General features: G+C 60.9%; 11 protein-coding genes and 2 pseudogenes. 7 read left to right on the top strand and 6 right to left on the bottom strand.

Annotated features, from left to right (window positions below; all coding sequences use genetic code 11):
• The first annotated feature begins 22 nt into the window (after positions 1-22).
• The 3 genes from ACZ1JV_RS07880 to ACZ1JV_RS07870 all read left to right on the top strand — a co-directional run bounded on the left by ACZ1JV_RS07880 (position 23) and on the right by ACZ1JV_RS07870 (position 4,819).
• On the top strand, positions 23-3,298 hold the full coding sequence (locus tag ACZ1JV_RS07880) for an error-prone DNA polymerase (RefSeq protein WP_465139146.1): 3,276 nt from the start codon (positions 23-25) through the stop codon (positions 3,296-3,298).
• 525 nt (positions 3,299-3,823) lie between these two features.
• Positions 3,824-4,093 carry a hypothetical protein gene (locus ACZ1JV_RS07875; protein ID WP_465139147.1) on the top strand — a complete coding sequence of 90 codons (270 nt, stop codon included), beginning with the start codon at positions 3,824-3,826 and terminating at the stop codon, positions 4,091-4,093.
• A gap of 324 nt (positions 4,094-4,417) precedes the next feature.
• Complete coding sequence (locus ACZ1JV_RS07870) at positions 4,418-4,819, top strand: hypothetical protein (protein ID WP_465139148.1); 402 nt, start codon at positions 4,418-4,420, stop codon at positions 4,817-4,819.
• A gap of 93 nt (positions 4,820-4,912) precedes the next feature.
• Here ACZ1JV_RS07870 and ACZ1JV_RS07865 read toward each other — a convergent pair.
• Positions 4,913-5,020 (bottom strand): annotated as a pseudogene (locus ACZ1JV_RS07865) (IS6 family transposase); the annotation flags it as partial.
• A 20-nt stretch (positions 5,021-5,040) separates the two neighbouring features.
• Here ACZ1JV_RS07865 and ACZ1JV_RS07860 point away from each other — a divergent pair.
• From ACZ1JV_RS07860 to ACZ1JV_RS07850, 3 genes and pseudogenes are all read left to right on the top strand, one after another.
• A pseudogene (locus tag ACZ1JV_RS07860) lies at positions 5,041-5,253 on the top strand (hemagglutinin repeat-containing protein); the annotation flags it as partial.
• A 3-nt stretch (positions 5,254-5,256) separates the two neighbouring features.
• On the top strand, positions 5,257-5,859 hold the full coding sequence (locus tag ACZ1JV_RS07855; protein ID WP_465149056.1) for a hemagglutinin repeat-containing protein: 603 nt from the start codon (positions 5,257-5,259) through the stop codon (positions 5,857-5,859).
• A gap of 317 nt (positions 5,860-6,176) precedes the next feature.
• On the top strand, positions 6,177-8,867 hold the full coding sequence (locus ACZ1JV_RS07850) for a glycoside hydrolase family 3 C-terminal domain-containing protein (RefSeq protein WP_465139149.1): 2,691 nt from the start codon (positions 6,177-6,179) through the stop codon (positions 8,865-8,867).
• A gap of 248 nt (positions 8,868-9,115) precedes the next feature.
• Here the strand turns inward: ACZ1JV_RS07850 and ACZ1JV_RS07845 are convergent, their stop codons facing one another.
• The 3 genes from ACZ1JV_RS07845 to ACZ1JV_RS07835 all read right to left on the bottom strand — a co-directional run bounded on the left by ACZ1JV_RS07845 (position 9,116) and on the right by ACZ1JV_RS07835 (position 12,713).
• On the bottom strand, positions 9,116-10,453 hold the full coding sequence (locus ACZ1JV_RS07845; protein WP_465140300.1) for a family 1 glycosylhydrolase: 1,338 nt from the start codon (positions 10,451-10,453) through the stop codon (positions 9,116-9,118).
• Positions 10,454-10,523: 70 nt separating this feature from the next.
• Entirely contained in the window at positions 10,524-11,549 is a 1,026-nt protein-coding gene (locus ACZ1JV_RS07840; RefSeq protein ID WP_465139150.1) for a nucleoside hydrolase, read from the bottom strand.
• A 237-nt stretch (positions 11,550-11,786) separates the two neighbouring features.
• Positions 11,787-12,713, bottom strand: coding sequence for a LysR family transcriptional regulator (locus tag ACZ1JV_RS07835; protein ID WP_465139151.1), 927 nt, complete (start codon positions 12,711-12,713; stop codon positions 11,787-11,789).
• 105 nt (positions 12,714-12,818) lie between these two features.
• Here ACZ1JV_RS07835 and ACZ1JV_RS07830 point away from each other — a divergent pair, with 105 nt between their 5' ends.
• Positions 12,819-13,850, top strand: coding sequence for a Rieske 2Fe-2S domain-containing protein (locus ACZ1JV_RS07830; RefSeq protein ID WP_465139152.1), 1,032 nt, complete (start codon positions 12,819-12,821; stop codon positions 13,848-13,850).
• Positions 13,851-13,905: 55 nt separating this feature from the next.
• Here ACZ1JV_RS07830 and ACZ1JV_RS07825 read toward each other — a convergent pair whose 3' ends face one another.
• Both ACZ1JV_RS07825 and ACZ1JV_RS07820 read right to left on the bottom strand, forming a co-directional pair.
• Positions 13,906-15,237, bottom strand: coding sequence for a glycoside hydrolase family 1 protein (locus ACZ1JV_RS07825; RefSeq protein ID WP_465139153.1), 1,332 nt, complete (start codon positions 15,235-15,237; stop codon positions 13,906-13,908).
• Positions 15,238-15,249: 12 nt separating this feature from the next.
• Positions 15,250-17,580: a TonB-dependent receptor gene (locus tag ACZ1JV_RS07820; RefSeq protein WP_465139154.1), complete on the bottom strand. Its 2,331-nt coding sequence runs from the start codon at positions 17,578-17,580 to the stop codon at positions 15,250-15,252.
• Positions 17,581-17,723 lie beyond the last annotated feature (143 nt).

The following is a 17,723-nucleotide window of genomic DNA, read 5'->3' as shown; positions in this document are numbered from 1 at the left end:
CTTGCTGAAGGGCTGAAGTGCCATGCGCTACGCCGAACTCCAATGCGCCTCGCATTTCTCGTTCCTGCGCGGGGCTTCGAGCTGCGAGGAACTGTTCACCACGGCGGCGGCGCTTGGGCTTGAGGCGCTCGCCATTACCGACCGCAACAGCCTCGCCGGGATCGTGCGCGCCTACGATGCCGCGCGATCGACGGGTGTCCGCCTCATCGTCGGCTGCCGTCTCGATCTCATCGAAGGGCACTCGCTTCTCGTCTATCCGATGAACCGGACAGGCTATGCCCGCCTTTGCCGCCTCCTCAGCCGGGGCAAGCAGCGGGGCGGGAAGGGCAAGTGCCTCATCGGCTGGGATGATGTCGCGGATCATGCCGGAGGCCTGCTGGCGATTTTACTTCCGGGTGAGATCGAGGAAGCGGAGCCTGTAATTGCCCGCTTCGAACGCATCTTCTCGGGCAGGTGCTATCTCGCCCTGACGCTGCATCGTCGGCCCGGCGACCAGATGCGCCTCCATACGCTTTCCAATCTGGCTGCACAGCATGGGGTGGCGACGGTCGTCACCGGAGACGTGCTCTACCATCATCCCCATCGGCGCGTGCTGCAGGAGGTCATGACCTGTATCCGCCATCGTTGCACGATCGACGAACTTGGCGCGCGGCGCGAAACCAATGCCGACCGTTTCCTCATGCCGCCTGCCGAGATGTACCGGCTCCATGGCCGGTACGAGGCGGCATTGGCGCGCACCGTCGAGATCGCCGAGCGCTGCCGCTTCTCGCTCGACGAACTGCGCTATCAATACCCCGAGGAAACCGCGATTCCCGGGCTGACTTCGCAGCAAGGCCTCGAAAAACTGACCTGGGAAGCAGCCGAGCAGCGCTATCCCGAGGGCCTCCCGGATGAGGTGGCGCGGCTGCTGCGGCACGAACTTTCGCTGATCGGCGAGCTTGGTTATGCGCCGTATTTCCTGACGGTCAATTCGATCGTCCGCTTCGCGCGCAGCCGTGAAATCCTCTGCCAGGGCAGGGGCTCGGCGGCCAACAGCGCGGTCTGCTATGTGCTCGGCATCACTTCGATCGATCCTGCGCGCTCCGATTTGCTGTTCGAACGCTTCATCAGCCAGGAGCGGAGAGAACCACCTGACATCGACGTCGACTTCGAGCACGAGCGGCGTGAGATCGTCATGCAGTGGGTCTTCGAGACTTATGGCCGCAATCACGCCGCGCTCTGCTCGACGGTCATCCGCTACCGCGCCAAGGGCGCCATCCGCGATGTCGGGAAGGCGCTCGGCCTCTCCGAAGACCTCATCAAGTCGCTGTCCGGCCAGATGTGGGGCTGGAGCGAGGACGGCGTCGAGGACCGTCACGTCAAGGAATTGAACCTCAATCTCGGCGATCGCCGGCTGCGGCTCGCGATCGACCTTGCGCGTGAGCTGATCGGCACACCCCGGCACCTGTCGCAGCATCCGGGCGGCTTCGTGCTCACGCATGACCGGCTCGACGAACTGGTTCCGATCGAGCCGGCGGCAATGCTGGACCGTCAAGTCATCGAATGGGACAAGGACGATATCGACATCCTCAAGTTCATGAAGGTCGATTGTCTCGCGCTCGGCATGCTGACCGCCATGAAACGCGGCTTCAATTTCCTCAGCCAGCACAAGGGCATCGAGATGGATCTCAGCTCCATCCCGCCCGAGGACCCGCGCACCTATGCCATGATCCGCGCAGCCGATACGCTCGGTGCCTTCCAGATCGAAAGCCGAGCGCAGATGGCGATGTTGCCGCACATCAAGCCGCGCACGTTCTACGATCTGGTCATCGAAGTCGCGATCGTCCGGCCGGGGCCCATCCAGGGCGATATGGTCCATCCCTATCTGCGCCGGCGCGCGGGCAGGGAGCCGGTCCATTACCCCAAGCCCGAACTCGAAAAGGTCCTCGGTAAGACCCTGGGTGTCCCGCTGTTCCAGGAGCAGGCCATGCGCGTCGCGATCGAGTGCGCGGGCTTTACCCCGACCGAGGCCGACCAGCTGCGCCGCGCGATGGCGACATTCAAGTTCACCGGCGGCGTTTCGAAGTTCAAGGAAAAGCTCGTCACCGGCATGACCGAGCGCGGCTACACTGCCGAGTTCGCCGAGAAGACCTTCGGCCAGCTTGAGGGCTTCGGCAGCTACGGGTTTCCCGAGAGCCATGCCGCGAGCTTCGCGCTGATTGCCTATGCGTCCTGTTGGCTGAAGTGCTGGCATCCCGATGTGTTCTGCGCCAGCCTGCTCAATGCCCAGCCCATGGGCTTCTATGCTCCGGCGCAGATCGTGGCGGATGCCAAGGCGCACGGTGTCGAGGTGCGGCCGGTCTGCGTCAATGCCTCGCGCTGGGACTGCACTCTCGAGCCCACCGCGAGTAGTGACGAAGATGATCTCTTTGCGGTGCGTCTTGGCATGCGGATGGTGCGCGGGCTTGCGGAGGCAGATGCCGCGAGTATCGTCGCCGCGCGCGCGGACCAGCATTACACGAGCGTCGAGGAGCTGTGGCGCCGCGCCGATGTTCCAGCGGCCGCTCTCGGTAAACTCGCCGAAGCCGATGCCTTTCGCCCCTCGCTTCGGCTGGCGCGGCGTGAGGCCCTTTGGGCGATCAAGGCGCTGCGGGATGAGCAATTGCCGCTCTTCGCTGCCGCGGAGGCGCGCGGCGACGGTTTCATCCATGAGATCGTCGAGCAGCCCGTTCTCCTTCGCGCCATGACGGAGGGCAGGGAGGTGGTCGAGGACTACGGCCACGTTGGCGTGACGCTCAGGCGCCATCCGGTGGCGTTTCTCCGAGAGGACCTCGACGCCAAGAAGATCGCGCCCTGCCGCTCGCTCGAGAGCATTCGCGATGGGCGCCGTATCTCGCTTGCAGGTCTCGTACTGGTGCGCCAGCGTCCCGGCTCCGCCAAGGGCGTGCTGTTCATCACGATCGAGGACGAGACGGGCATCGCCAACCTCATCGTATGGCCGCGCATGTTCGAGGAGAACCGCCGGATCGTCATGGGCGCGCGGATGCTCGGCGTCGAGGGCGTAGTCCAGCGCGAGGGCGACGTGATCCACGTCATCGCAAAGAGGCTGGCCGATCTGACGCCACTGCTATCGGGTGTGGGACGTGAGCGCGGCAGTACTCACGACACGTTCTCGCTGCCGTTCGGGCGCGGCGATGGAGCGAAGAATGGCGGCGGTCCCGATCCGCGCGACCCGGTCGAGAAGCATCCTGCTGCGCGCAACATTCTGATCCCCGATTTGCACATCGACACGTTCGGAAAGGGGCGGAATTTCAAGTGAGCGAGAATGACGGCTTGTGGCCGTTTGCTGCCCGTCCGGTTTCGGGTTTCAACCTAGGGACAGCAGCCATTCAATTGCCATCACGCATCGAGCGGCTCGCACTTCTTCTAGGCAGTGACACTGCCCCACCATCCGCGGATCGGCTTTAAACGATGGGCGGTTATCGAAGCAGCACGCGGAGCCTTCGGGATCACTGCGTTTTTGATTCTGTCTGTCCAACCGGTTGCTAAGCGCTCAACTCGATTATTAGCTTATCAAGCTTACGTGCGCCTTAAATCGGGCGCAGTCTGGCGCCAATTGGACTGGCGGCTATTTTGCGAGTGGTGCCGATGCGCTGACTGTGGCCAATTCGGGCGAATTTGGTGCCGTTTTGCAGGCGCCCGGAGCGCCAGCTCACATGGTGACAATATCGCCGGTCGCAGGGTCTCCGGGGCAATTTTTTGTCCAAGACACGGGAGCAGGCGCCACCTACAACGTGAACTCGGCTTGGATTGAGCAATATGTCGCTGGTGGAGTGTGGGGAAAATGACGTATATTCCAAACGGAAATATAAAATACTTGAGAAGCATAATTTACATTGAGAAGGGAATTTATAATATTGATCTTGAATCCCCAGACGGAGAAAAATTGCATACTATATGCAGGGTGGGTGAGGGATCAATTGTAAATATAACATTCGATTCTGATGATTTTAATAAAAAAAGTTGGACAGGAGAGATCTATGTTCCTCCGATCAGTCAAGCTGTTGCGCTGTTTCATAAAATTTCAAACGATCCGTTTTCCCGTTCCGGATAAACCGCTCTGCTTCAATGTGCATCACAGCCCATCGAGTGCGAGTGCTTGAACAGAGGGCATGGTAAGTTCGATTCAGACGCCGAGGTAAAGCGGTACTTTACAGGACTCGCTGGACAGAAGCTGCCGGATCTACAGATTATTTCTGCGTATACGAAGGCAAATGGACAAGTGGTTCCAGAGGGGATGCTATACTATTAAAGCTCCAAACGGCAACTTCACATTGCGTAGCACATCTACTTCTTCTGGTGAGACTGGAGCAAAGTGGACTATCGATGTGCCGGCATCGGTCGCTGGAACGCCCAAGAAAGCGGAAATTAAATTTAGATGAGAAAGAGCGACTTTGAAAATCTGATACTCCAAGATTTCGCATGGATATCTGCGCGAGAAGGCGCTTTCGGACTCTGGATAAGTGCCTTGTGGCCAAGTCGCCTCGATTTATCTTATGAGCAGAAAATGGAGGTTTTCTATTTTTTACTGAAGAGGTTATTAGATAACGAAAAAGTCTATCTTGAAGAACCTGCTGACGCAGAGTACGGATCGCGCGAAGTCTTGGGTGTCGATGTGTGGGCCGCTCCCCACGCTCACATGATCGAGCACATTCGCCGCTATTGGCCTGAAGGGATAAGCGAAGAGAACGATATCCGGCTAACCAACTTTTGGTACGACATTCACTGCCCCAAAATTCTTTGGTTTGACGAAGAGAAACGCAAACTCGTGGGCAGCTAACGGAGAGGTATTTGTTGAGTTTCACCGAGAACTGACCCGGGAGGCTGTCGCAAACTTGGATGTCGACCGGAATTTGATCTTCGAAAGGGTATGTTATGCAGCGAGGCTGCTGACCTGATCGGCCAGAGACGGATTCCGGGCGTCGTTTGCGCAAATCATCTGACCTTTGCTGATCATATGGGTGAGCTCGATGGCGCCGAGAGCGCGTCGCGGACGCGGCGATCAATGCCCCATCGGACCTGCAGCTCAGCGCCGGCAACGACATTCCCCTCAACGCGGCCGCCCTGACGTCCGGCGGCGACGTACTGCTGGCCGGTAAATCCATCGACATCACCAATGCGCTCGACGTTACCGATACGACCCAGACCTCCAAGTCCTCCAGCTTCGGGCTCAGCATCGGTGCATCCAGCCAGCTTCTGCAGAACGGCGGCAACCTGGTGGACGCAGCCAAGATCGCCTCGACCAGCGATAACGACCGGGTAACGGCCGTGGCCGGGCTTGCCGGCGGCATGGCAGCGGTCAATGCCTACGATACCGGCAAGGATGCTGTGAGCGCCATCAAGATGGGTGATTTGTCGAAGCTTGGTGCCATCACCGTAAGCCTTGGCATCAGCAAATCCTCCTCGGCAAACACAAGTCATGACGAAACCGCGGTCGGCTCTTCGATCGCCGGTAACAACGTGGCGCTGGTCGCGACCGGGGAGGGGCAGCTGGGCTCGATCGGGATAACGGGTTCGAGCATCATGGCTGCGAACTATTTCAGCCTTGCCGCCAACGGCGCGATCACCATCGCTTACGCGCAGGAGGCCGGCACCCAGGGCGGCAAGTCGAAGAGTTCCGGCTTCCGCGTAAGCGCATCGACCAACGGCGATATTGCTGCGGCAGCCAACACGGGCAAGAGCAATTTTGCCGGCACCGATGTGCAGAACGTCGAAAGCACCCTGGCTACGACCACGATCGTAACGCCTGTTTGGTGCGGACGGTCAGCCAAGACTGACGGTCGGCTTTGGGGATCGTCGAAGAGGTCGCCGTATGGCTGAATTGCGGGCGTTGTTTGGGTCAACACGCACGGCATGAATGATCCTTCGGCTCCATTGGGCGGCGTGAAGGAGGCAGCATGGGGCGGGAAGCGAGTGAGGACGATGTCCTTCACTACACAGAAAGCAAGACCGCCACAGTGCTACTTAACTCGTAATCAGGCGGGCGATTTTCCATAGCTAGAGCCTATACTGTCTACAAAAATTGCGATTTGTTTTAATGGCTCACCGGCAATATGCCGATTCCCTAAATAGATAGCGCTACCAAGCGATCTCTCCGTTCGCCGGAGCCTCGCTTGATACGCAACGAGGGAGAGAGCATGAAGAGAAAGATAGGTTCCCACGGGACATCTGCCATTTGGCTCACCATTGCGCTCATGGCGAACTCCGGAGTGCTGGAGGCTCACTCCGAAGTCTCCCGGTCGAGCGGCGAGCAATCGTCAGACAGGGCAAACTCGATGGCAGCGGCTCTCGTCGAGCGCATGACGATCGACGAGAAAGTCGAGCAACTGATCAATGCCGCGCCGGCCATTCCCCGTCTCGCTGTCCCGGAATACAACTGGTGGACGGAGTCCCTGCATGGTGCGCTGGGCACAGTCCCCACGACCAACTTCCCGGAACCTATAGGCCTGGCCGCGACGTTTGACGATCGGCTCGTCAAGGATGTGGCCGGCCACATCAGCGTCGAACTTCGCGCCCTTCATACGCTCGCACGCAAGACCGGGCGCATGGACAGGATCGGTACCGGGCTCAACACCTGGTCTCCCAACATCAACATCTTCCGCGACCCGCGCTGGGGCCGGGGGCAGGAGACGTACGGCGAGGACCCGTTCTTGACCGCGCGCATGGGCGTGGCGTTCGTTACGGGCATTCAGGGACCGGATCCGGACCGTCCCAATGTCATCGCGACGCCCAAGCACTTTGCCGTTCACAGTGGTCCGGAATCTACCCGCCATAGCGCCAACGTCTTTGTTTCGCGGCATGATATGGAAGACACCTATCTGCCTGCATTTCGTGCGGCCATCGTCGAAGGGCGGGCGGGCTCGATCATGTGCGCCTACAACCGCATCGACGGACAGCCGGCGTGCGGGAGCGATTTCCTGCTCAAGGAACGTCTGCGCGGCGCCTGGGGGTTCAAGGGCTATGTCGTTTCGGACTGCGACGGTGTGAAGGATATCGCGGACACGCATAAATATGCGCCCGATGCTGCGACGGCCGGTGCCGTGGCGCTGCACGCCGGTGTCGACAGCGAATGCGCGAATGGAACCGTGGTCAATCTGCCCGACCTTGCCGCACGATATCGCGATGCACTTCAACGCGATCTGATCAGCGAGAACGATATCGACCAGGCGTTGATCCGGCTTTTCTCGGCAAGATACCGGGTCGGTGATCTCGGCGGACTTCGCGCGCAGCCCGATGTCCCCTTGTCGGAAGTCAACAGCACGCCCAGTCAGGAGCTTGCGCTCAAGGCAGCGGCAGAAAGTCTCGTGCTCCTCAAGAATGACGGAATATTGCCCCTGAAGGCGGGGACGCGGGTCGCCCTCATCGGGCCTCTCGCCGATGCGACGCGGGTTCTGCGCGGCAACTATTCGTCCAGTCTCTCGAAACGGCCGATTTCCGTCGCCGAAGGCCTCAAGGAGCAACTCGGCTCGGCGAACGTGTCGCTTGCCCCGTTCGGCGAGAGCTACACCGATGGCGACCGTGTTCCGACTTCGGCGCTGCGCACGCCGGATGGCAAGCCGGGGCTGCTCGCGCGGTACTACAATGTCGACGAAGCCGCTTCGAAAGCGGTGAAGCCCGACGGCATGCCCGAGTTCTTGAAACCGCTGATCGTTCAGGCGAAGCCCGCCGCAACCCGGATCGAACCGGATGTCGCCGGCCGCAGCCTCGATCTGGCGAGCGTCACGAATTATCACAAGGTCGAATGGTCGGGGTTCCTCGTTCCGCCCGTCAGCGGAACCTATCGTCTCGGCCTGTCGGGCTTCAACGGTTCCATGACTTTTCAGGGCAAGACCTTCGTCGAACTGGGGCCGGATTCGTTTGGTGCCCTGCCGAAATTGCAGACGGTCAAGCTCGTCGCCGGACAGAAATACCCGCTCACGGTCACGGGACAATCGCGCAAGATGGGCGGGCTCGACCTGGTCTGGAAGCGCATTTCCGACGATCCTGAAGGTGATCTGAAAGCCGCCGCAGCCAATGCTGATGTGCTCGTCGCGGTCGTCGGGCTGACTTCGGATATGGAGGCAGAGGAAAGCCGGGTGCAGATCCCCGGCTTCAAGGGCGGCGACAAGACCACGCTCGATCTGCCGCAAGACCAATTGGCGATGCTCGAACAGGCCCGTCGGACCGGCAAGCCGCTGATCGTGATCGCCATGAATGGCAGTCCCATCAATCTCGAATGGCCCAAGGACCATGCCGCGGCGATCCTTGAAGCCTGGTATCCAGGGCAGTCGGGTGGCCGGGCAGTCGCCGATGCGATGGTGGGCAAGGCGAACCCGTCGGGCCGCCTGCCGCTCACATTCTATCGCAGTGTCGACGATCTGCCGCCCTTTGACGATTATCGGATGGAGGGGCGCACCTATCGCTACTTTCCGGGCAAGCCGGTCTACCCGTTCGGCTATGGCCTGAGCTACACCACTTTCGATTATGCGCCGCTCGTGGTGACGCGCTCGAACCAGGGCGACGCCGTCACGATCACGACGCAAGTCCGGAACACCGGCCGTGTCGCGGGCGGCGAGGTTGCTCAGCTCTATCTGAACTTCCCGGAGGCGAAAGGGACCCCCAGGCTGGCTCTCCGCGGCTTCCGGCGCATCGAACTCCGACCGGGGGAAGCCAAAGAGATTTCCTTTGCGCTTTCCCCGCGGGACCTCAGCAGCGTGACGCCGGAAGGTGTTCGGGAAATGCTGGCCGGACACTACCGGGTAAGCGTCGGCTCCGGCCAGCCGGAAACCGGGGTGCCATTCCAGAGCGCTGCGTTCGACATCAGCGAGAGCGTGGTGATTCCGGAATGACCAGGATCTCGAAATCCATCCCGCTGTCATAAAGGTTGGCACGGTGCCGACCTTCCAATGACTGTCTACGATTTTGGAAAATGCGGCATCAAGGGAACGGAGCGTCTTCGCTCGACGTGACACCTTAGTTTGCCGGCGCAAACGGAAGCATTGGCCGATTGGCCGATGCTTCGTTCAAATACAGGGGTAGCGAGAACCGAAGTCTTTGCTACCCCCCTTTATTCATTCAATCTATCTCGCTTGGATATTCAAAGCGAATTCGGCTGAGCGATCGCCTTCAAAACCAGGGCGCTCGGCTTGGGAGACCGCTTGAACGTAACCGGATCGACGCTGGCAAGCCCAAATGCGCCATGCCCGACTCCCGCTCCCCATTCGTAATTGTCCATCAGCGTCCAATGGATATAGCCCTGTACCGGGACCCCTTCGGCCATCGCCTCGCGAAGTTCCCGTAAGCCGTCGCGGATAAGGTTGGCGCGGATCGTATCGTCGTCGGTTCCGACACCGTGCTCGGTCACCAGGACCGGCTTGCCGGTCGCCTGGTGGGCGTATCGGGCCGCACCGGCCAAGGAAGGAGCGTATACTTCGGCACCGCGAAAATTGCGCGGCGTGCCGGCAGGCGCCGGCAAGCGGCCATCCTTGCCCCACAGGATCCGTTCGTAATTCTGGATGGCCACGAAATCGTCGTCCCGCGCCACGGCCAGCCAGTCTCCGTAGAGTTCGGCCCGCATCCGGTCTCGGATCGAATTCGCGCCGACGGCCTGGTCGTCGGCGATCGACAGGGTGAAGCCGACGGGAAGATCGGGGCGGACGGCCTTGATCGCGGCGCGCGCACTTTTGTGGCCCTTGATCATCGCCGCGGTCAGGGCGGGGACGTCCTCCGGCAAGACGGTATTGGCCACCAGATAGCGCGGCACGCCTGCCGCCTTTGCGGCTGCCGCCAGATTGGCTCGCAAGCCACCCATGAACTGCGGGGGCAGAACGAAGGGCAGAAGCCGGGGCAGGTTCGGCTCGTTCAAGGTCGTCGCGATGGCGATCCCGCCTGCCAGATGCTTGGCCGCCCGTTCGCAGAAGCGGGTGAACAGGTCGCTCGCATTGGGATGCAACCATCCGCCCTGGGCGGCGAACCAGCGCGGCGTGGTGTAGTGGTTGAAGGAGACGACCGGCGCAATGCCGCGTTCCCGGCAGCCATCGATGATGGCTTTGTAGTGATCGAGCATGGCGCGCGAGAACATCCCCGGCTCCGGCTCGATGCGCGGCCATTCGAGGCTGAAGCGAAAGGCATTGAGCCCCATGCCTTTCACGAGATCGAGATCGTCTCGCCACAGCTCGAAACTGTTGACGGCATCCCCCGAGGGCGCGCCGGTGATGGTGGGTTGCACATTCTCGAGAAGCCACTGGTCTGAATTCGTGTTGTTACCCTCGATCTGGTGGCCGGCAGTGGCCGCCCCCCACAGAAAGCCGGAAGGGAAGCTGGACGATCCTGACAAGGCTCGCCTCTGGGCGGGAGCGGCGGCGGCCTTTCCGGCAAGCGTAGGCGCCGCGGCGAAAGCGGCAGCACCGGCGATGAGTGAACGTCGGTCGATCATAGGGAGTCCTTGGTGAAAAGGCGGGCGGGCATGCCCAGCCATGAAATCAGATAGGCATTTGTTCCGGAGCTTATGCGGCAGAATGAAGCCTGAAACGCGCCAGCATGTCCCTGAATGTCAGCCCCGCATCGAGATAGGTATAAACCCGCATGGGACGTCCACCCGGACGTTCTTCATAGCTTCCGTTGTCGAGCAGCCTTGGCGTTGGCAGCAACTTGTACCGGCTCGAAGTAGGATCTGGCTGCATTGGCGGAACCAGCGCGGTCAATGTCACCAGCGGACTGTCGCCCAGGACGTAGGCGTCGGTCATGGCCACTGGGGGGACGCCCGGTATCTTGGCGAACATCTCCGGTATCGCATCGACCCTGGCTTTCAGGTAGGCGCCCAGACGGCTCTGCGCGCCGAGTTCTTCAAGCTCGGCTGTGCTGAACAGCATCTGGCAGTAAGCATCCGAGGGCACTTGCCAGATCTCGATATCGGATTCGTTGAACAGCACTTGCGCCGCTATCGGATCGATCGAGAAATTGAATTCCGGCTCGCCCGGCTTGGCCCCGGGATTTCCAAAGCCGGCGTGAGTGTTTCCGCCGATCCAGATCAATTTCATATGGCGACCAATGCGCGGCTCAGACAACCAGGCGAGCGCGAGATCGGTTAGCCCTGCGCCGGCCGCATAGATCAGAGGCTCGGTGGCGTCTTCGCGCATGGCCTCGCGGACAATTGCAGCCGATGCCGCACTGGGTTTCCAGGTCGTGCGCGACGGGATCGGCCTCTCGGATCCGGCCATGACCTTGTACTTGTCGGCAAGGTTCATGAGATCCAGAACTTCGCCAACCCGACCAACGGCATCCTGGGCATCGTGTCCACTTCCGAACTTGGCAGGAAGGTGCGATCCGATGATCAGCGGAATCTTTACCGACGAGCACAGTACGTGATGGGCAAGTTGGAACAACCCGTCCGGGTCGCCGGCGAAGTCGTTGTCGAGGATTACACGCGCCAAGGCAGGCTGTTTGCCGAATACACTTCCGGGCATGGCGAGAGCGCTAGCGAGCGCCATCGTCGACCCGACAAAGCTTCGGCGACCCATTTTATGGGGCAATCTACCTCTCCTGTTTGTTTTCTCGCGTTTTGTTACCCATTCAAAACATCATGTAAAATAGGTATTTTTTGCAGAAGCATAGGCTCTGCCTATGCTCGAAGTACGAAACTGGGAACACGCGACTCCGGACCTGTAGCCAAATCGAATGGCTGGTTTTTGGATTGGCTGACAACGCAATCAACGTCTGCGAAGGGGGCGGGAACTGCTATGAATTGCTCCGCCGCGATTGGCCAATGACTATGCCTGCGGTGACGGATCTCGACCGAGAAACAGATGTGCGATAAGACCGCGAAGCCATTGCACGGCCGGATCGTCATGGACGCGGCGGTGCCAGAATTGCTGCAAGCTGATTATGGGAAGCGGCAGCGGCGGCGCGATCAGGCGCAAGGGTGCCATCGTCGCGAAGATGGCGCCCACCGCAGCGGGTACCGTGCTGATAAGGTCTGATCCCGCCACCAGCAGCGGCACGCTCATGAAATGGGGTGATTGCAATTGGACGCGCCGGGAAAGGCCCATCTCAGCGAGACGCGCCTCGAACAGTTCCTGGCTGCGTCCGCGCTGCGCCACGACGATGTGCCCCTGCCCAAGGAAAGTTTCCAGCGACCACCCGCTGCAAGCCTGCGGATGCCCATCCCGCGCGATGCAGGTAAAGGGATGATCGAACAGTTTCTGGGTCAGGAAATTGCTTCCGACCAGATCGGGGAAATACCCCAGTGCCAAGTCGACAGCGCCATCGGCCATGGCCCCTGCCAATTCGTCAGGACTCATCGAACGAGATTCAAGGGTTACGTCCGGTGCGCGGGACGCCATTTCGGCCATCAGTCTAGGGAGAAAAACCAGTTCGCCGATATCCGATGTGCTGATGACGAACTTTCGCTTGGCCGTCGATGGATCGAAACTGCGCGTCGCAAAGATTTCTCCTTCGATGCTCGACAACATCTGCCGAATGGGGTGCCGCAAGGCCGCGCCGAGAGCGGTCGGCTGCATGGTGTTACCGCTGCGAACCAGCAGTTCGTCGCCGAATTGCGCTCGCAACTTGCTGAGCGCAAAGCTGACATTGGGTTGGCTCATCCCCAAACGGCGCGCGGTTGCATTGACGCCGCGTTCGTCAAGCAGCGCATCCAGGACGACCAGGAGGTTCAGGTCGAAACGACGGTAGTCCACGCCAGCATATTCCTGTTTCTGATAAGCTATATCACAACAAACACTCCTGCCGATCAAGCCGGTGCGCGCTACCCTGCGTAGACAAAGACGATAAGGAGAGGCCGGATGGGCGAGAGGCTGTACATTGAAAATGCCTGGTATGTGGCCGGCTGGAGCAGCGAACTTCAGCCGGGCGGCCGCATTGGGCGCACCTTTCTCGAACGGCCGGTGGTGCTGTGGCGGGCGGCAGACGGTGTTGCTTCGGCGCTGGAAGATCGCTGCATACATCGCGCCATGCCGCTGTCGGCAGGCGTAGTGGATGGGATCATCCTGCGGTGTCCCTATCACGGGCTCGAATTCGCCGGAGACGGTCGCTGCTCGCGCATCCCGGCGCAGGACAGGATTCCCGATACGGCCCGGGTCAGGGCCTATCCGCTGGTGGAGCAACAGGGCCTACTGTGGATATGGATGGGCGACGCCGAGCAGGCCCTATCCGTGCCCGTTCCCAACTATCCGATCCATGAAGACCCGGATTACGCGTGGCGCAGCGCCCATTTCCCGGTGAATGGCAACTGGCAACTGCTGGTCGACAACCTGATGGATCTTTCCCACTTGCCCTACATCCACGCCAACACGATTGGCGGAAATCCGGAGCTTCACTTCAAGACCAGAACCCATTCCGAAAAGCTCGCCAACGGCGTCCGGGTGACGCGTCACATGCCGGATTCGGATCCTCCGCCCACGTATGTCGATGCCGCAGGCTTTGCGGGGCGCATCGATCGCTGGCAGGAAATCGAGTTCGAGCCGGTGCTGATCCGCATCCATACTGGTGCCTGCGATGCCGGCACCGGCGCGTTCGAGGGCAGGCGCGAACACGGTTTCTCCATGCGCGGGTTTCACGGGATCACCCCCGAGACTGCCACGACCACGCACTATTTCTGGTCGATGGCCACAAACATCCTGCGCGACGGAATCCCTGACGAGGTGTTCGAACAGACTGCGCGGACGTTCCGTGAAGACCAGGACGTGCTGGAATTGCAGCAGCTGCGAATTTCTGCTGATCCGGGGCATGCGATGATCGATATCGCCAGCGATACCGGTGGCCGGCGCACGCGGCAGTTCATCGCACGCCTGCTGCGCGAGGAAGAAGACGCATGATGAGAACCGGCACCCGCCCCATCGCGCGCGCGGGTGCCCTCTCGTATGCGAAAGCTCAGAGCCGATTGCCCGCTGCGTACCTTCCCAGATGCAAGGCGCTGGGCTTGACGGTTCGGGCAAAGCTCTTCCGATCGACGGCGACGAGGCCGAAGCGCGCGGTGTAAGCGCGGTTCCATTCGAAATTGTCGAGCAGCGACCAATGAATGTACCCGCGCACATCGGCGCCGGCCGCCATTGCTCGGCCGAGACCGGCGAGGGCGCGATCGATGTAGACGATGCGGCGGCTGTCGTCGTCGGTGGCAACGCCGTTTTCGGTGACGATCACGGGGCGTCCTGTTGCCTTGGCAACCCATTTCACCGTGGCTTCCAGTGCTTCGGGGTAGAACTCCATTCCGGTCTGGGTGCGTTCGACATTGGCTGGGGGCGGGACATCGGCGTCGCTCCCAACGATATTGCGGCCATAAGTCTGGACGCCGACGAAGTCGTCTTGCGCGACGGCAGCGAACCACGGCGCGTAGACTTCCGCAATCTTGCGCTGCAATGCGCTGCTGCCATTCAACGCCTGGTCCTCCGCCGCTTGTTCATCCGCCATGGCGAGGCTCAACCCCAATTGCAGGTCAGGCCGGATCGACTTGATCGCCTCCGTAGCGCGATGATGTGCGGCAATCTGGTTGGGAACGACGCGCGCCGGGGCGGCAGTCAGCGTCGAAGAAAAGCGATCGGATCCCACCTGTTTTGCAGCAGCCGCATTGCCCATCGCGAATAGCGACATGGCCTGGCGGAAATCGGGTTGCCAGGAAAGCTGCGCGGCAAGGTTGGGTTCGTTGAACGTCAGGGCGTGACTATACCCTGGGCCCAGTGCCCGCGCCGCTTTTTCGCAGAACCGGACGAAAAGATCGATGTTGGCGGGCTCTTCCCAGCCACCGGCTGCGGCAAACCAGCGGGGAACAGTGAAATGCGAATACGTGACCATCGCGCGCAGCCCGAGCTGCGCGCAATAATCCAGCATCCGGCGATAGTGCGCGAGCGCGGCGAGTGACCATTCTCCGCGTTCGGGCTCTATCCGCGACCATTCGATGCCGAAGCGATAGGTGTTGAGGCCGATGCGCTTGACGATATCGATATCCTCTTGCCAGCGGTTCCAACTGTCGCAGGCATCGCCCGATGGTTCGGCGAAAGCGCTGGGCGTAAGGTGCTCCGAAACCCAACTGTCCGAATTGACGTTGCCGCCCTCCACCTGATGCCCCGCCGTGGCCGCCCCCCAGAGAAAATCAGGAGGCAAGCGGCCGCGGTTGATTGAGGCGCCAAGCAGGGGCGCGGCAGTGGCGGCAACCACCCCCGCGCCCGCGGATTGCAACAGGCTACGACGCGACATGCGATCGATCACGCTGCCCTCCCTTCAGAAACGGAACTGAATGGAGGCGCCGATGGTGCGCACGGAATCGAAACCGAACTGCTGCTGATAAGTGGCTATGCCTGCGACGGAATCGCCGGAATCGAGTCCGATGAAGTTCGGATTGTACCGGCTTGTGCAGTTCTTGCAGAACACCGAGATGCGCATGCCATTATCAAGGCGGACGCCGGCGCTGGCACCGATCAGGTCAAGCGTGGGCACGCTGGCGCCGGGCGCGCGGTTAATCAGGTAGTTGATCGAGGAACGGTGGTACCAGTTCGCCTCGATAAAGGGGTGCCAGCTGCCCGAAGTCTGGAACTCGTACATACCTTGAAGCGAGGAGGTGAATTTCGGCGCGGTGGGCGTGCGATAGCCCTTGGCGTTGAACGATCCCGTTGCCACGCAGCTGGCATCGCTCTGGCCCGGATAGCATTCGGCGCCGGCAAAATCGCCGAATTTGGAATCGAGCAGCGTAGCCGAGGCATTGATTGTCAGGCCAGGCAGCGGGGCCGCATTGATGCTCGCCTCAATGCCCTTACTGGTGATCGAGGCCGCGTTTTGAACCACGAAAGCCTGCAACGCCGTGTCGAGCGATTGCACCTGGTAGTTTTTGAACTTGGTGTGGAATGCCGAGACGTTGAACACCAGCTTGCGCTGGAACCAGCTGGTCTTGAAGCCGATTTCGGCCGTGTCGGACGTTTCGCCGCGAACCAGCAGATCTGCATCGGCGGAGGCCGCCGTATCATTGAAGCCTGGCCCCTTGTAGCCGCGACCATAGGACGCGTAGACCATTGCGTCTCGGGTCACCTCGAATTGGCCCCCGGCGCGCCAGCTGAAGTTCGTATGACCATAGTTCTGGGCGAAACTGCCCGGAACGCCCAGAGGCACGAAGTAGGCATCCTGGATCTGGACGAGATCGATCGATATCTCGTCACGTGTGACGCGGCCGCCGGCGAAGACCTTGAGCGCGTCCGTAACGGCATAAGTCAGTTGCCCGAACGCCGCGTAGCTGTCCGTCGTCATGCGATAGCTGTTGTCGCGGCCGAGAAAATAGCTGTTGCTCGTCGCGCAGCCCGTCGCCGCACTTCCTCCCACACAGAATGGGAAACTGGGCAGAAGGAAGTCGGGCAGATAGTTGTTGCCCGCGATCTGGCCCTGCTGATCGATGGTCGAATGGAAGTAATAGAGGCCGGCCTGCCCGGAGAGTGGGTTGTTGGCCGGCAGGGCAACGCGCAGTTCGTTGGAGAACTGGTCGTAATCGGCGTGAGACCAGTTGCGGCTGGCGCCGTTGCTGCTGGTGAAGTCCGTGTCCAGCTGGGCATCGTAGTTGTAGAATTTCCACGCCGCGATGTCGCTGATGACGACCCCGCTAGGGCTGGTCCATGCCAGCGAGGCCTGTGCGCCGCCGAGCTTGAGATCGCGCCAGAACCCGCCATCGCCCGCAAATGTAAAGTTGTCGTCACCCGGCACGATGCCTGAAGCAGCCAACGGCGCAGCGTTTGCGCTGCCGGCTCCGAGCGAACGGTAGGTCCGGTCGTAGATCCCGGCGATCCCATGGGATTCCGCATAGTCGCCGATCACGTAGAGTTCGAGCGAGGGGGTGACCTCCTGCAGGTACTTGGCCCGTACGCCATACTGTTCGCGATCAAGATCGTTGCGAACCCCGCGCAGGCCCACGAAAGAGGTACCGGGCTCTTCGTGCGAATAAGTGCCGTTGATACGCAGGGCGCCGCTCTCGCCGACGGGCACGTTGATCGTCTGGCGCGCAATCGCCGACCAGGATGCCGCCTCGCTTCCGGGGGTTTCGCGGTTGTCCAGTTCCAGGCTGGTCTCGCTTTCCAGCATTCCCAGCTTTGGTCGGACGGACACGACATTGAGCAGGCCTGCGGAGGCATTCTTGCCGAACAGTAGCCCCTGCGGGCCGTTGAGCACTTCTACGCGCTCGACGTCGTTGAACAGGCCTTGCGCGAGGAAGGGCCGGCCGAGATTGACCTCGTCGAGAGAGGTGGCGACGCTGGAATCGATGGTGGTCGCGAAAGCCTGGGTACCGACCCCGCGAACGGCAAAGGTGTTGTCACTGCCCACCTGAAGACTGGGCGCCGCCAAAGCGACTTGTGTCAGATCGTTGACGTTGCGCGAGCGCAGCGTGTCGGCGCTCAGTGCGGTGACGCTGACGGGAACGTCCTGAAGCCGTTCCGTCCGGCGCTGCGCGCTAACGACGATTTCGGGAACGCCGCCGTCCTGCACTGCAGCCACGCTGTCACTCGCGGATTGGGCCCATGCCGGGGTGGCTGCGGCGATGAGGCTGACGCCCACGAACAGTGCTGCCTTGCTCATTCAAAATCCCTCCCAAAGGATGCGCCGATTGGCCGGCGCTTGACGCTCGGGATAAGGATCGACCATACAAACAGTCAAGCATGAATGTTTTTAATCACTGGCTATCGGTTTCGCGGTTGGATACCCCCTCGAAGCTGGAGAGG

Source organism: Novosphingobium sp. BL-S-19, assembly GCF_055521675.1.
The sequence above is the reverse complement of the archived record's forward strand: the minus strand, read 5'-3'. Positions and strand labels throughout refer to the sequence as shown.